General features: G+C 62.3%; 13 protein-coding genes. 5 read left to right on the top strand and 8 right to left on the bottom strand.

Annotated elements, in window-relative coordinates; genetic code table 11:
* Positions 1-178 precede the first annotated feature (178 nt).
* Together HBO11_RS22465 and HBO11_RS22460 are read left to right on the top strand one after the other, a co-directional pair.
* Complete coding sequence (locus HBO11_RS22465; RefSeq protein WP_169953889.1) at positions 179-2,116, top strand: ATP-dependent DNA helicase RecQ; 1,938 nt, start codon at positions 179-181, stop codon at positions 2,114-2,116.
* Between the two features lie 23 nt (positions 2,117-2,139).
* The gene (locus tag HBO11_RS22460) at positions 2,140-2,571 is read left to right on the top strand and encodes a thioesterase family protein (protein WP_169953888.1); all 432 of its coding nucleotides are present in this window, start codon (positions 2,140-2,142) and stop codon (positions 2,569-2,571) included.
* Between the two features lie 134 nt (positions 2,572-2,705).
* On the opposite strand, the gene HBO11_RS22455 is transcribed toward HBO11_RS22460, so the two are convergent.
* The 4 genes from HBO11_RS22455 to HBO11_RS22440 form a co-directional block, all read right to left on the bottom strand.
* Complete coding sequence (locus HBO11_RS22455) at positions 2,706-3,185, bottom strand: glycine zipper domain-containing protein (RefSeq protein WP_169953887.1); 480 nt, start codon at positions 3,183-3,185, stop codon at positions 2,706-2,708.
* A gap of 223 nt (positions 3,186-3,408) precedes the next feature.
* Positions 3,409-5,757: an FdhF/YdeP family oxidoreductase gene (locus tag HBO11_RS22450; protein ID WP_169953886.1), complete on the bottom strand. Its 2,349-nt coding sequence runs from the start codon at positions 5,755-5,757 to the stop codon at positions 3,409-3,411.
* The gene (fdhD, locus tag HBO11_RS22445) at positions 5,754-6,593 is read right to left on the bottom strand and encodes a formate dehydrogenase accessory sulfurtransferase FdhD (RefSeq protein WP_169953885.1); all 840 of its coding nucleotides are present in this window, start codon (positions 6,591-6,593) and stop codon (positions 5,754-5,756) included. The genes HBO11_RS22450 and fdhD overlap by 4 nt, the downstream gene beginning before the upstream one ends.
* Positions 6,594-6,708: 115 nt before the next feature.
* Positions 6,709-7,578, bottom strand: a complete 870-nt coding sequence (locus HBO11_RS22440; RefSeq protein ID WP_169953884.1) for a LysR family transcriptional regulator — start codon at positions 7,576-7,578, stop codon at positions 6,709-6,711.
* A 134-nt stretch (positions 7,579-7,712) separates the two neighbouring features.
* On the opposite strand from HBO11_RS22440, the gene lysM reads away from it, so the two are divergent.
* Positions 7,713-8,153, top strand: coding sequence for a peptidoglycan-binding protein LysM (lysM, locus tag HBO11_RS22435; RefSeq protein ID WP_169953883.1), 441 nt, complete (start codon positions 7,713-7,715; stop codon positions 8,151-8,153).
* A gap of 127 nt (positions 8,154-8,280) precedes the next feature.
* Here lysM and yrfG read toward each other — a convergent pair whose 3' ends face one another.
* Positions 8,281-8,943 (bottom strand): GMP/IMP nucleotidase, encoded by a 663-nt coding sequence (gene yrfG / locus HBO11_RS22430; RefSeq protein ID WP_169953882.1) that lies wholly within the window; start codon positions 8,941-8,943, stop codon positions 8,281-8,283.
* A gap of 91 nt (positions 8,944-9,034) precedes the next feature.
* Between yrfG and nudE the strand changes: the two genes are divergently transcribed.
* Entirely contained in the window at positions 9,035-9,601 is a 567-nt protein-coding gene (gene nudE / locus HBO11_RS22425; protein ID WP_169953881.1) for an ADP compounds hydrolase NudE, read from the top strand.
* The gene (cysQ, locus tag HBO11_RS22420; protein WP_169953880.1) at positions 9,598-10,434 is read left to right on the top strand and encodes a 3'(2'),5'-bisphosphate nucleotidase CysQ; all 837 of its coding nucleotides are present in this window, start codon (positions 9,598-9,600) and stop codon (positions 10,432-10,434) included. The genes nudE and cysQ overlap by 4 nt, the downstream gene beginning before the upstream one ends.
* 143 nt (positions 10,435-10,577) lie before the next feature.
* Here the strand turns inward: cysQ and HBO11_RS22415 are convergent, their stop codons facing one another.
* From HBO11_RS22415 to HBO11_RS22405, 3 genes are read right to left on the bottom strand one after another with little or no spacing between them, the layout of a single operon-like run.
* Positions 10,578-11,033 carry a thioesterase domain-containing protein gene (locus tag HBO11_RS22415; protein ID WP_169953879.1) on the bottom strand — a complete coding sequence of 152 codons (456 nt, stop codon included), beginning with the start codon at positions 11,031-11,033 and terminating at the stop codon, positions 10,578-10,580.
* A gap of 26 nt (positions 11,034-11,059) precedes the next feature.
* On the bottom strand, positions 11,060-12,442 hold the full coding sequence (locus tag HBO11_RS22410; protein WP_169953878.1) for a sigma-54 dependent transcriptional regulator: 1,383 nt from the start codon (positions 12,440-12,442) through the stop codon (positions 11,060-11,062).
* Positions 12,439-14,247, bottom strand: a complete 1,809-nt coding sequence (locus HBO11_RS22405) for an ATP-binding protein (protein WP_169953877.1) — start codon at positions 14,245-14,247, stop codon at positions 12,439-12,441. Before HBO11_RS22405 ends, HBO11_RS22410 begins: the two co-directional genes overlap by 4 nt.
* Between the last annotated feature and the right edge of the window lies 1 nt (position 14,248).

The following is a 14,248-nucleotide window of genomic DNA, read 5'->3' as shown; positions in this document are numbered from 1 at the left end:
CACCGCCATCGCGGGCAAGCCCGCTCCCACATGTGTTTTGCGGTGTTCTATAGATTGTCGGTTCACCCTCGCAGCCTGTGTATCATCCTGTCTCTCTTTTCCTCGCGACCTTTTTCGATCCGCTGAAAATACCGGGCTATGTTTTAGGCCTGTTCAGCGGTCAATGGAGTGACAGCTCATGCACGACACCCTCCAACAGGTCTTTGGTTATCCACAGTTTCGCCCTGGCCAGGAGGCGGCTGTCAGCGCCGTGCTGGCCGGTCGTTCGGCGGCGGCGATCTTTCCCACAGGTTCCGGCAAATCCCTCTGTTACCAGCTCTCAGCCGTGGTGCTGCCGCACCTGACACTGGTGGTGTCGCCACTGTTGGCGTTGATGCAGGACCAACTGGGCTTTTTGCAGCGTCATGGTATTTCGGCCGGCAGCATCGATTCGACGCAAAGCCGTGATCAGGCCAATGACGTAATGGCCCGCGCTCGCTCCGGCGAGCTGAAGATCCTGATGATTTCCGTAGAGCGCCTGAAGAACGAGCGCTTTCGCAACTTTTTGCAAAGCGTTTCGATTTCATTATTGGTGGTGGACGAGGCGCACTGTATTTCCGAATGGGGCCATAATTTCCGCCCGGACTACCTCAAGCTCCCCGACTACCAGCGCCAGTTCAAGATTCCCCAGGCGCTACTGTTGACCGCCACCGCCACACCCAAGGTGATTGCGGACATGCAGGCCAAGTTCGCCATCGCCCCCGCAGACGTGATCACCACCGGTTTCTATCGACCCAACCTCAACCTGCTGGTGGAACCGGTCAGCGGCGCAGACAAACGCCGGCGCCTGGTGGAGTGGATGGGCGAGCGGGCCAACCAGCCGAGCATCGTCTACGTCACCTTGCAGAAAACCGCCGAGCAGATCGCCGAGCATCTGAATCGCCATGGCATCCAGGCCGAGGCCTATCACGCAGGTTTGCCCCACGATAAGCGCGAGGGCATCCAGCGCCGGTTCATGGGCGGCCAGTCCAATTGCATCGTCGCCACCATTGCCTTTGGCATGGGTATCGACAAGAGTGACATCCGCAACGTTGTGCATTTCGACCTGCCCAAATCCATCGAGAACTACAGCCAGGAAATCGGCCGGGCCGGGCGCGATGGCCAGCCTTCCGAGTGCCTGGTGCTGGCCAACCGCGACAGCCTTAATGTGCTGGAGAACTTTGTGTACGGCGATACGCCGGAGCAGGAAGGCATTCGGTTGGTGCTGGAAGAACTGCTGGCGGCCGCTGATGACGGGCAATGGGAGTTTCTGCTGAGGTCATTGGCAGAGCTGAGCAACATCCGCGAGCTACCGCTCAAGACCTTGCTGGTGCAATTGGAACTCAAGGGGGTCATTGCACCGCGCTATGCGTTTTATGCCGAGTATCGCTTCAAGTACCTGGTGGAGCCGGAGGTGTTGCTGGCGCGTTTTTCCGGGGAGCGGCAGCAGTTTGTCGCCGCGATCATCCAGGTGTGCAAACGGGCCAGGAGCTGGGCTACCGTGGATTTCGACGCGCTTTATCAACAGCACCAGGCCGAGCGTGGCCGGGTGGTCAAGGCGCTGGACTATTTCCAGGAACAGGGCCTGATCGAGCTGGAAAGCAAGCAGATGACCGAAGTCTACAGCCTGCTCGATAGCGGGTTTGACCCCCAGGCCTTGAGCGAAGAGTTATACACAGGCTTCAAGCAGCACGAAGCCACGGAAGTGGCGCGCATCCATGGGATGCTGGCGTTGTTTGCCAGCGAACGCTGCCTGGGCTATCGGTTGGCGGAGTACTTTGGCGATGCCGAGGCGCCGCGCCAGTGCGGGCATTGTTCGGTGTGTCATGGCCAGGTCGCCCATCTGCCGGCACCACCGGGGCAGGCACCGCTTGTGGATAAAAATTTCCAGGGGCTGTGCGGGGATTTTATCCACAGGCATCATCAGCACACCGGCAGCCTGCCAGGGGCGGAACGCCTGACGCGGTTTCTATGTGGGATCAGCGTGCCGCTGTTTACCAAGCTCAAGGCCCGGGGGATTCCAGGATCTGGCGTGCTGGAAGAATATCCGTATGCCCAGGTGCGGGATTGGGCCGAGACCCATCTGAGCGACCTGTAAATTCACTTCAACGAGACTTGTCCATGCCTGACTCAATGCCGCAGCGTGCCGATTACCGTCACTTCCAGCCGATCATTACGCGCTGGCACGACAATGACGTGTATGGGCATGTGAATAACGTCACCTACTACAGCTTTTTCGACACGGCGGTGAACACCTACCTGATCGAACAGGGCGGGCTGGATATCCATGACGGCGAAGTGGTGGGGTTTGTGGTGAGTTCGGCGTGCGACTACTTTGCCTCGGTTGCCTTTCCCGACCGTATCGATATCGGCCTGCGGGTGGGCAAGTTGGGCAACAGTTCTGTGCAGTACGAGTTGGCGGTGTTCAAGGCCGGCGAGGATGAGGCCTGTGCGGCGGGGCGGTTTGTGCATGTGTTTGTGGACCGGGCGACGAACCAGCCGGTGACGATTCCACAGGTACTGCGCGAAGCACTGCAACACCTGGCGGTCTGACTGCGGCCTGCGAAACAATGAAGAGCTAATGTGGGAGCCGGGCTTGCCCGCGATAGCTCAGTGTCAGGCCACCTATTGGTTGCTGGCATTGCGCTATCGCAGGCAAGCCAGCTCCCACATTGAGTTTGCTGTGTTTACCGGTGACGGTAGTGATGCTTGTTCTTGCGATGGCCATAAGCATGCCCACGGCCACGATGATCATCACGGTCATAGCGACGGTTATCACGCCCGCGATCGCGGCGGTCGTCGTCATCGCTCTTGTTGCCCATATAGTTACCCAGTGCGCCGCCGGCGCCACCGCCTGCTGCTGCGCCGATCAAGCTGCCGGTGCTACCGCCGACACTGCGCCCGACCACGTTGCCGCCCGCTGCGCCCAGTGCACCGCCAATGGCTGCTTCGCCACGGCTGCGTTTGTCTGCGCCTACTGCGCTACCGCCAGCGCCGCCCAGGGCTGCACCAATGGCCGAACCGGTATTGCCGCCGATCTGCTGGCCGACGACAGAACCTAAAACCCCGCCCAATGCGCCGCCTACACCGGCTTCGGTGGTGCCACCGGCCATGGCTGCGCCACTGACCAGGCCAAGGGACAACAAGAGAATCGAGGAGAACTTCATAGGTGAACCTCAAGGGGATGACGGCGCGATCCTGAGGTTGTCGGATTATTCTTACAATCGAATTCCGACCAGTGGTGCAGGTTGTATACAATTAGCTAAGTTACTGTTTTATCTAGGGAACTTAAGTCGTTTTTGCCGGTCTTTATTTACTTCGCAACGGCCGCTTTTATACAAAAGCGGCCTTTTTTGTGCCCGTGAAGATCGTTCCCAACCATGGAGACGATCAGGCAGTTCGGGCCATGATCAAACCCTTGTCGCTGGCCGCTTCCAGGCGAATCGCCACGAACTTGGAGGTAGGCGTATGGCTACCATCCCCGGTGCTTTCCAACGGCACCAGCGGGTTGACCTCCGGGTAATAGGCCGCTGCCTGCCCCGCCGGAATATCGAACGCCAGCAAGGTAAAACCCTTGACCCGGCGTTCACGGCCATCATCCCAGATCGACACGATATCGGCCTTCTGCCCCGGCTTGAAGCCCAGGCGGATGATGTCGGCTTCGTTGACGAACAGCACGTCGCGCTGGCCCTTGACCCCACGATAACGGTCATCCAGGCCGTAGATGGTGGTGTTGTACTGATCGTGGGAACGCATGGATTGCATGATCAGGTCGGGCAACTGGCCAGTGGCACGAGTGCGTTCATGCACCAAGTCCTTGGGCAGGATGTTGGCGCGGAAATTCGCCCGGCCTGACGGGGTATTCCAGCGGCGGGCGCCGGCGCTGTTGCCCAGGTAGAAACCGCCTGGGTGCTGCACACGCTCGTTGAAGTCCTTGAAGCCGGGGATGGTGTCGGCGATCAAGTCGCGGATGCGGCGGTAATCGGCCACCAGCCAGTTCCAGTCCACCGGCTTGCTACCCAGGGTGGCGGCGGCGATGCCGGCGAGAATGGCCGGTTCCGACTTCATCAGTTTCGACAGCGGCTGCAACTGGCCATTGGAGGCGTGCACCATGCTGAACGAATCTTCCACCGTCACCGCTTGCGGGCCATCGGCCTGGATATCGATGTCGGTGCGGCCCAGGCACGGCAGGATCAAGGCCTGCTTGCCGTGGGCCAGGTGGCTGCGATTGAGCTTGGTGCTGATCTGCACCGTCAGGTCGCAGTTGCTCAAGGCCTGGAAGGTGCGAGGGCTGTCGGGCGTCGCTTGGGCGAAGTTGCCACCCAGGCCGATAAACACTTTGGCGCGGCCTTCGAGCATGGCGTGGATCGCTTCGACCACGTTATGCCCGTTGTCCCGGGGTACCTTGAACTGGAAGCGACGCTCCAGGGCATCCAGGAAGGCCACGGGTGGCCGTTCGTTGATCCCCATGGTGCGGTCGCCCTGCACGTTACTGTGGCCACGCACCGGACACAGGCCGGCACCGGGGCGGCCAATGTTGCCGCGCAGCAGCATCAGGTTGGCGATTTCCTGGATGGTCGGCACCGAGTGCCGATGCTGGGTGATGCCCATCGCCCAGCACATGATCACGTTCTTGCCTTTGGCGTACATGCGCGCCGCTTGCTCGATTTCCACCAGGCTCAGGCCGGATTGCTCGACGATTTCATCCCAGGAGGTGTCGTCGATCTTGGCCAGGTAATCCAGCACATTGATCGTGTGTTCATTGAGGAAGTCGTGGTCGAACACTGCCTCCTTGCCTTCGGCCTGGGCCTGGCGCTCCCACAGCAGCAGGAACTTGGCCATGCCGCGCAGGATGGCCATGTCGCCACCCAGCGCCGGGCGGAAATACGCGGTGTTGGTCGGCTTGTCGCCGTTGGTGAGCATTTCCAGCGGGTGCTGCGGGTGCTGGAAACGTTCCAGGCCACGCTCCTTGAGCGGGTTGATACACACCACCTGGGCGCCGCGCTTCACCGCTTCGCGCAGCGGTTCGAGCATGCGCGGGTGGTTGGTGCCGGGGTTCTGGCCCCAGACGAAAATCGCGTCGGCGTGCTCGAAATCATCAAACGTCACAGTGCCTTTGCCGACACCCACGCTTTGCGCCAGGGCCACGCCGCTGGCTTCGTGGCACATGTTCGAGCAGTCCGGGAAGTTGTTGGTGCCGTAGGCGCGCACGAACAACTGATACAGGTACGCCGCTTCATTGCTGGCCCGGCCCGAGGTGTAGAACTCGGCCATGTCCGGGCTTGGCAGGGCTCGCAGGTGCTGGCCGATCAGGTCGAAGGCCGACTCCCAACTGATGGGTTTGTAGCGGTCGGTCTGGGCGTCATAGCTCATCGGCTCGGTCAGGCGGCCCTGGTATTCCAGCCAATAGTCGCTCTGCTCCAGCAGTGCGCTGACACTGTGTTTGGCGAAGAACGCCGCATCTACCCGGCGCTTGGTGGCTTCCCAGTTGACCGCCTTGGCGCCGTTCTCGCAGAACTTGACCATGCCGCTTTCCGGCGAGTCACCCCAGGCGCAACCTGGGCAGTCGAAGCCGCCGTTCTGGTTAGTCTTGAGCATCATGCGGATATTTTTCAGCGCGTTATCGCTGGTCAGCCACGCCTGCGCCACGCTGATCAGCGCGCCCCAGCCGCCAGCCGGGCCTTTATAGGGCTTGTAGCGCGGGGTCGGGGTTTGGTCGGCTTGGTGATGATTGCTCATGGCTGGTACTCCATCGCAGGGCTGTAGACCCGCGGCGCGCTTTTTTGCGGCAGGTGGATGAGATTGAGGTTGTGCCGGCGCGCCCATTGCAGGGCCAGGCCGGTGGGCGATGACAGGCTGACCAGGGTCTGGATGCCTGCGCGCAGGACTTTCTGGATCAATTCGAGACTGCAACGGCTGGTGACAATTGCCACGCCGCCTGCGGTCGGGATGCGCTGGCGGACCAGGGCGCCGATCAGTTTGTCGAGGGCGTTATGGCGGCCGATATCTTCGCGGCCCAGCAGCAGTTCGCCCTGGTTATCCATGAACACCGCCGCATGCACCGCGCCGCTGTACTGGCCCAGCGGCTGAAAGGCACTGATGCGCTGGCGCAAGCCCTCCAGCCAGGCAGCAGGCGGCAGCGGTGCGCCCGACAGCACCTGAAGGTCCGGCAGCGCCTGCTCCAGGGCTTGCACGCCACACAGGCCGCAGCCGCTGGTGCCGGCCAGTTGCCGGCGCTGTTGCTTGAGGTTCCAGAAGGCGCGGCTGCAGATCTGCACCTGGGCGTACTGGGCCGAGCCTGCACCGCTCAGTTGCAGGTCATAGATATCGCTGATGTCGCTGATGATGCCGCTGCCCAGGCTGAAGCCGACGATAAAGTCTTCAAGATCGGTGGGCGTCACCAGCATTACCGCCTGGTTGATGTCGTTATAGGCAATCGCCAACGCGACTTCCTCGGCCAGCGCGGTGCTGGCCGATTCCGTATGGTCGAGGTTGCAGTATTGATAACTCTGGCTGGCGGCAGGCGCGGGCGTTGTCAGGGCGGGCGCCGCGCATGCTGGGCGCTGGGCGTTCATCAAGTCTAGTCACCGGCGAAGTGTTCAGAGTGAAGACTAGGCGCGACAAAGGGTCGCGTCTAATCGTCAGTACTGATCTACCGATAGATGACGTCGATCAAGGCTTTGCCAGCGATTACTGATAAAGCGCGAAACACGCCTCGGCCAACGCCGAGCGCGGCGCGCTGCGGCGCATGATCAGCCCCAGCTTGGCCAGGGTTTGCGCGTTTTCGATGGGTTGCAGGCGCAGGTGTTCGGTCAGCGCGTCGAGGCCGCCATCCAGCGGCATCACCGCACAACACAGGCCGCCGTGCACGGCCTGCAGCAACTGATGGACGGCATCGGTTTGCAGCAGAGGTTGCGGCGTCAGGCCCCGGCTGTGGAAGTTATGGTCGATGGACTGGCGAAAGTGCATGCCACTGGTGAGCATGCCCAGGGGCAGTTCGATCAGCGCCTCCCAGCTCAGGGGCTTTTCGCCGAAGCTGAAGAACCGTTGGTCGTACAGCAGGCCCATGCGGGTTTCTTCCAGGGCCAGGGAGTCAAAGCGCTCGGCGTCCAGGCGCTCGAGGTAGGACACGCCCAGGTCCAGGCGATTGCTCGCCAGTTGTTCGAGGATCTGTTCGGAACTCAACGCTGATAACTCAAATCGCAGGCTGGGGTGTTGCTTGTGCAGTTGTTGCATCAAGGCCAGCGGATCAAAGCTCGACAGCGGCACCACGCCCAGGCGCAGTGTCCCCACCAGGTTGCCCCGGCAGGCGGCGGCTTCGGCCTGCAGGCCGTCGTAGGCTGCCAGCACCGTCCGCGCCCAGGCCAGCACCCGCTCGCCGGGGGCGGTAAAGCCCTCGAAACGCTGGCCGCGGTTGACCAGCGGCAGCTCCAGCTCTTCTTCCAGGCTGCGCAGGCGCATCGACAGGGTCGGCTGGGTAATGTGGCAGCGCGCGGCTGCCTGGCCGAAGTGACGGGTTTCGTCGAGGGCGATGAGGAATTTCAGCTGTTTGATGTCCATCTTCGCTCCGGGGCTCTTATTCCAATAGCGGGGGGATTCTAGCGCGTTTGCGTCATTGGTCGGGCTGGAACCAAGGTCTGTAAGACTGGTCTAGTCTTTGGCATCTGGAAACCTAATCCCAAGGAGAGCGCACTATGAGTCTTTTTAGCTTTATCAAAGAAGCCGGCGAGAAAATCGTTGATCTGTTGACGCCGGGTAATGCGAACGCGAGTGAACAGTTGAAGGATCACGTTGCCAAGGTCGGCCTGGGTAACCCGAATGTGCAGACCACGGTGGATGGCGACAAGGTGACGGTGACCGGTGAAGTCGCCACCCAGGAGGAGAAAGAGAAGATTCTGCTGGCGCTGGGCAATATTGCTGGCGTGGCTACCGTGGAAGATAAAATCACTGTGTCGGGCCCTGTTGTTGCGGCTGCCCGCTTTGTCGTGGTGAAAAAGGGCGACACCCTCAGCGCGATCTCTTTGGCGGTCTATGGCAACGCCAATCAGTACAACAAAATCTTCGAGGCCAACAAGCCGCTGTTGTCGCACCCGGACAAAATCTACCCAGGGCAGACGCTGCGTATTCCTGAGTAATACCCAAGGCAACTAAATAATGTGGGAGCGGGCTTGCCCGCGATTGCGGTGTGTCAGTCAGCAGATCTAGCTCTGACCCACCGCTATCGCGGGCAAGCCCGCTCCCACAGGGGTGTTACACATAGTTTTAGAGCCCGACAATCAATTCCCGGTAATCCCCGACCGCATCGAACTCCGCCGTATCCTTGGGCCCTTTGCGGCTGTCCGGCTGTTTGACCGCCAGCAAATGCCCCACCCCGAAATCCCGCGCACTGCGCAGAATCGGCAAGGTGTCGTCGATAAACAGGCTGCGCGCCGGGTCAAAATCGATATCCGCTTGCAGGGCGTCCCAGAACTGCGGGTTTTCCTTGGCAAAACCATAGTCGTGGGAGCTGATCAGCCGCTCGAAATACGGCGCCAGCTCAATGCGTTCCAGCTTCAGCGACAGCGAGTCGCGGTGGGCGTTGGTGATCAGGATCACGCGCTTGCCAGCCTGTTTGATCGCCGCCAGAAAGGTATCGGCGTCCGGTCGCAGGGCGATCAGGTGGGCGGTTTCCAGCTTGAGTTCGCGCACCGGGATCTGCAGTTCGGCGCTCCAGAAATCCAGGCAATACCATTGCAACTGGCCAGCGTTACGCTCGAACAGCGGCTGCAACTCCATCTCGGCCATGGCCTGGCTCACCCCGTGCAGTTCGGCATAGCGCCGGGGCAGGTGTTCCATCCAGAAGTGGTTGTCGAAATGCAGGTCGAGCAAGGTGCCGTCCATGTCCAGCAAGACGGTATCGATATCAGACCAGGGCAGTGGCGGCATGGTGGGCTCTCAAGCAGGTAAGTAAATACATCCGACACAGACAATCGGAAAAGCCACGGTATAGTAACCCGATCACGCCAAGGAGCCCTTTATGCGCCAGAAACCCACCGTCCTCGCCCGCGAAATTGTCGCCAGTAGTCGTTTGTTCCGCGTGGAGCAAGTGCAGTTGCGCTTTTCCAATGGCGTTGAACGGACCTACGAGCGCCTGGTGGGCCGGGGTGCAGGGTATGGCGCGGTGATGATCGTGGCGATGATCGACGCTGACCACGCGCTGCTGGTGGAGGAATACTGCGGTGGCACGGATGAGTATGAACTGTCCTTGCCCAAGGGCCTGATCGAACCGGGCGAAGATGTGCTGGCGGCGGCAGACCGTGAACTCAAGGAAGAAGCAGGCTACGGCGCACGGCAGTTGGAGCACTTGACCGAGCTGTCCCTGTCCCCCGGCTATATGAGCCAGAAAATCCAGGTGGTGCTGGCCACCGAGCTGTACGAAGAACGCCTGGAGGGCGACGAGCCCGAGCCGATGCGCGTGGACCGGGTCAACCTGCGCGAACTGGCGCAACTGGCGCAGAACCCGCAGTTCAGCGAAGGCCGTGCCCTCGCCGCGCTGTACCTGGTGCGGGACCTGCTGACCCAGCGCGGGGCCTACCAGCCATGAGCGAATTGTTCCTCGGCCACGCCTACATCGCCCCCGTGATTGAACTGGCTCGCCAGGCCGGCGAGGTCATCCTGCCGTATTGGCGCGCCGATGTGGCCGTGACAGCCAAGGCCGATGATTCGCCAGTCACCGCCGCCGACCTGGCCGCCCACCACCTGATTCTCGCCGGCCTCACCGCGCTGGACCCCAGCATCCCGGTGCTGTCGGAAGAAGATGCCGACATTGACCAGAGCGTGCGTGCCCGTTGGCAGCGCTGGTGGCTGGTGGACCCGCTGGATGGCACCAAGGAATTTATCAGCGGCAGTGAAGAATTCACCGTCAACATCGCCTTGATCGAACAGGGACGGGTGGTGTTCGGCGTGGTGTCGATGCCCACCAGTGGCCGCTGCTACTTCGGCGGCGCCGGCCTTGGGGCGTGGCGCTCCGACGTGAATGCCGCGCCCCGGCCGATCCAGGTGCGCCAGAAGCCAGTCGCAGGCGAAGCGTTCACCGTGGTCGCCAGCCGTCGCCATACCAGCCCCGAACAGGAGCGCTTGCTCGATGGGTTGAGCCAAGGGCTGGGGCAGTTGAAGCTGGCCAATATCGGCAGCTCGTTGAAATTTTGCCTGTTGGCCGAAGGCAGCGCCGATTGTTATCCGCGCCTGGCGCCGACGTCGCAGTGGGACACCGCTGCGGCCCAGGGCGTGCTGGAAGGTGCGGGTGGCGAAGTGCTGGAGTTGAATGGCCAGCCGTTCAGCTACCCGGCGCGCGAGTCGCTGCTGAACCCGTTCTTCCTGGCCTTGCCGGCCAAGGCCGCCTGGCGCGAGCGTTTGCTGGCGCTGGCAAGGTCATAAACCGCCGCGATCAAAAATGTGGGAGCGGGCTTGCTCGCGAAAGCGGTGTATCAGCCAATACAAGTGCTGACTGATACACCGCTTTCGCGAGCAAGCCCGCTCCCACATAAGCCCTGTGCCCACATTGTTTATGTGTTGCAGGTTTAGCGGTGCAACACGTACTGCCCGGTAAACGCCACCGCCTGCTCTTCACTGCCCTCATTCACAATCCACGTCTGCAGGGCCAGCCGTGCCCGGCCATGGCGCCGGTAGGTCGCCAAAAACCGCTTCCACACCTTGTCCTCCGGCGCCTGGCAAATCGCGGTGGCGTCCTGGGTGACAGGCAGCGGATAGCTGATCTGCCCTTCCTGAATCACGATGTGCCCGTCTTCAATCCCTTCCTCGCGCAGCTGTAGGTGCAGCCAGCCCCAGCCGGCCAAGACCGCGCCGCAATACAGGCTGCCGCCAAACATAGTGCTCTTGTGGTTGATATTGGCCTGCAACGGTAAGTGCAGGCGCAATTGCCGGTCCTGCCAGTCGAGCACCTTGAGGCCCATCTCCCGGGTCAGGGGGATGTCATGGTGCAGAATGGATTCCAGGTAACGGCTATCGCGGCTCATGGTGGTCTCTTGGCTGGTGGAAAGGGTCACTCGTCATCGGTGTGAGCGTTGCCGCTGTCGGCAAAGTTCAGCCCATGCTTGCGCAACTTGTCATGCAGGGTCTTGCGCGGCACCCCGAGGGCTTCGGCCAGGCTACGCACGGAGCTGTGGGGGCGACCAAGCTCGGCGGCGATCAGGGCTTTTTCAAAGTGCTCGACTTGCTCGCTCAAGCCCCCGGTAGACATCGGCACACCCGGCGCCGGGCCGTCCGGTGTGCTGTCCAGGGCCAGTTCCAGGCCGAGGGCGAAGCGTTCGGCGACGTTTTGCAACTCCCGCACGTTGCCCGGCCAGTTATGGCGCAACAGCATTGCCCGTTGGCCAGGCTGCAACTCGTGCAGCGGCAGGCCGTGGCGGCTGCTGGCCTCGTCGGCGAAGTGCTGGAACAGCATCAAGGCATCTTCGCCACGCTCGCGCAGGGGCGGAATGCGCAGCGGCGCAACGTTCAGGCGGTAGTACAAGTCTGCGCGAAAGCGGCCCTGGTCGGCGGACTGGCGCAGGTCTTCCTTGGTCGCGGCGATGATGCGGATATCCAGGGGGATCTGCTGATTGCCACCCAGGCGCTCGACCACGCGCTCCTGCAACAGGCGCAGCAACTTGACCTGTACATCCAGGCTCATGCTTTCGATTTCATCGAGGAACAACGTGCCGCCGTTGGCAAATTCGAACTTGCCGATCCGCCGCTTCTGCGCACCGGTAAAGGCCCCCGGTTCATGGCCGAACAGCTCGCTTTCGACCACGGACTCGGCCAGGGCGCCCGCGTTGATTGCAACAAACGGCCCGGTGCGACGGTTCGACAGGTCGTGCAGGGCGCGTGCCACCACTTCCTTGCCGGCGCCGGTTTCACCAAGGATCAGCACATCGGCACGGGTCGCCGCCAGCGCGCCAATCTGCTCGCGCAGGCGCAGCATTGGCGCCGATTGCCCCACCAGGCGCGTGCTCAGTTGCTGGCGATCACTCAGGGCCAGGCGCAGGCTGCGGTTGTCCAGCACCAGCCGGCGCAGGGCCAGGGCGCGGCGCACGCTGTCGAGCAGGGCGTCGCTGGCGAAGGGCTTTTCGAGGAAGTCATAGGCGCCGGCGCGCATGGCCTGCACCGCCAGTGGCACATCGCCGTGGCCTGTGATCAGCAGCACCGGCAGCTCCGGGTCCTGGCTGTGAAGCTCAGTGAGCAGCTCCAGGCCGTCCATGCCGGGCATGCGGATGTCGCTGACCACCACCCCCGGCCAGTCCCGCGACAGGCGCGCCGTAAGGCCGGTGGCTTCGCCAAGGGGCAGGACTTTCAGCCCGGCCAGGTCCAGGGTCTGGCACAGGGCCTGACGCAGGTGTGGATCATCGTCGATCAACACCACCTGAATCTGGTTATCGATACTCATACACTGCGGTCCTCGGACGGTTGCAGACTGACGCCGGGGGCGCCGGCGCGCAGTTTCAAGGTTATCAGTGCGCCGCCTTCCTTGTGGTTGGCAAACAACAGTTCACCGCCAAAGGCGCGCATCAGGGTGTCACAGATGGCCAGGCCCAACCCTAGGCCCTGGGTGCGGGTCTTGGTGGTGTAGAAAGGCTCGCCGGCGCGACCCAGGGCTTCCATGCAGAACCCAGGCCCGTTGTCGCGGATGTACAGGTTGACGCCCTGCTCGGTGGATTCGGCACTCAGCCACAGTTTGCGCGGCGGGCCTTTTTCGGTCAGGGCGTCCAGGGCATTGGCCAACAGGTTGCCCAGCACCTGGCGCAGGCGGGTTTCGCCGGCCTCTACCCACAGGGATGCCTCTGGCAAGTCGCGGATCAGTTCCACTTCCATGGCCCGCCGGCGCTTGGCCAGCAATGCCAGCGCGTCGTCCAGGGCCGGTTGCAGGGCCACGCTTTCCGGGGCATGCCGGTCGCGGCGGGCAAAGGCGCGCAAGTGGGCGATGATCGAGGCCATGCGCCCGGTCAATTCGCTGATCAGCTTGAGGTTGCCGCGGGCGTCGTCGGTACGCTGGTGGTCGAGGAGAATCTCGGCGTTTTCTGCGTAACTGCGGATGGCGGCCAGGGGCTGGTTGAGCTCATGGCTGATGCTGGCCGACATGGTGCCCAGCGCCGACAGCTTGCCCGCCTGCACCAGGTCATCCTGGGCGCGCACCAGTTCCTGCTGGGCATTTTCGCGTTCCAGCACTTCCTGGCGCAGGCGGCGGTTGAGGCCTTCGAGGTCGCTGGTCCGTTCGGCCACGCGCATTTCCAGCTCGCGCCGGGCCTTGGCTTCAAATGCGATGCGTTCCAGGTAATGACGACGGCGCTGCATCATCAGACCGAGCAGCAGCATCAGCACCAGCAAGGTCGCGCCGCCGACGGCGACCACTGTGCGCACCGGGCGGTCGATCAAGGTGCGCGGGGCAAGGATCTCCACATTCCAGCCGGTTTCGGCAATTTCGGTGGATTGGCGCAGCCAGGCGCTGGAGCTGAAAACCAGCGGCTGCGGATCGCGGGTCGGATAGGGCTGGATCGCGATGATCGCCTGGCGCTCGGCCTCGGTCAGGGGCCGGGTCGCACGAAAACGCCATTGTGGGCGCGAGGTCAGGATCACCACGCCGTTGTGGTCGGTGACCAGCAATTGCTCGGGAGTCTGGCCCCAGAGGCTTTCGGTGTGGTCCAGGTCGACCTTGACCACCAGCACGCCGATCACATGTTCATCTTCACGCACCGCAGCGGCGAAGAAATACCCGCGCTTGGCCGAGGTGGTGCCCAGGCCGAAGAAGCGCCCCAGGCGCCCGGCCATGGCTTCGCTGAAATAAGGTCGAAAGGAAAAGTTGCGGCCGACGAAGCTGTCCTGTTTGTCCCAGTTCGAAGCGGCCAGGGTCTTGCCACGGGTGTCCATCAGGTACATCACTTCCACGCCCGCCTGGGCTGCCACCTCCTTGAGCAACTGGTTGGCCGCGACCAGGTTGGTGCTGACGTGGGGCGCTGCCAGGGCGGTACGCAGGGCCGGCAAGTCGCCAAGGATCTGCGGCAGTACTTCGTAGCGATGCAGTGTGCCCAGCAGGTTGGCGACGTACAGGTCGAGGGTCTGGCGGTTCTGCCCGGCCAGTTCGCTGCGATAGTAGCGCTCGGCCAGATGCTCCAGCGGCCACAGCAACGGCGCCAGGCACAGTGCCAGCAAGGCCAGGCTGCGCCAGCGGGGTCTTCGTGGAAGAGGTGGAGTCATG

Origin of the sequence: Pseudomonas sp. WS 5010 (genome assembly GCF_012985565.1) — a bacterium.
Taxonomy (GTDB): domain Bacteria; phylum Pseudomonadota; class Gammaproteobacteria; order Pseudomonadales; family Pseudomonadaceae; genus Aquipseudomonas.
The sequence above is the reverse complement of the archived record's forward strand: the minus strand, read 5'-3'. Positions and strand labels throughout refer to the sequence as shown.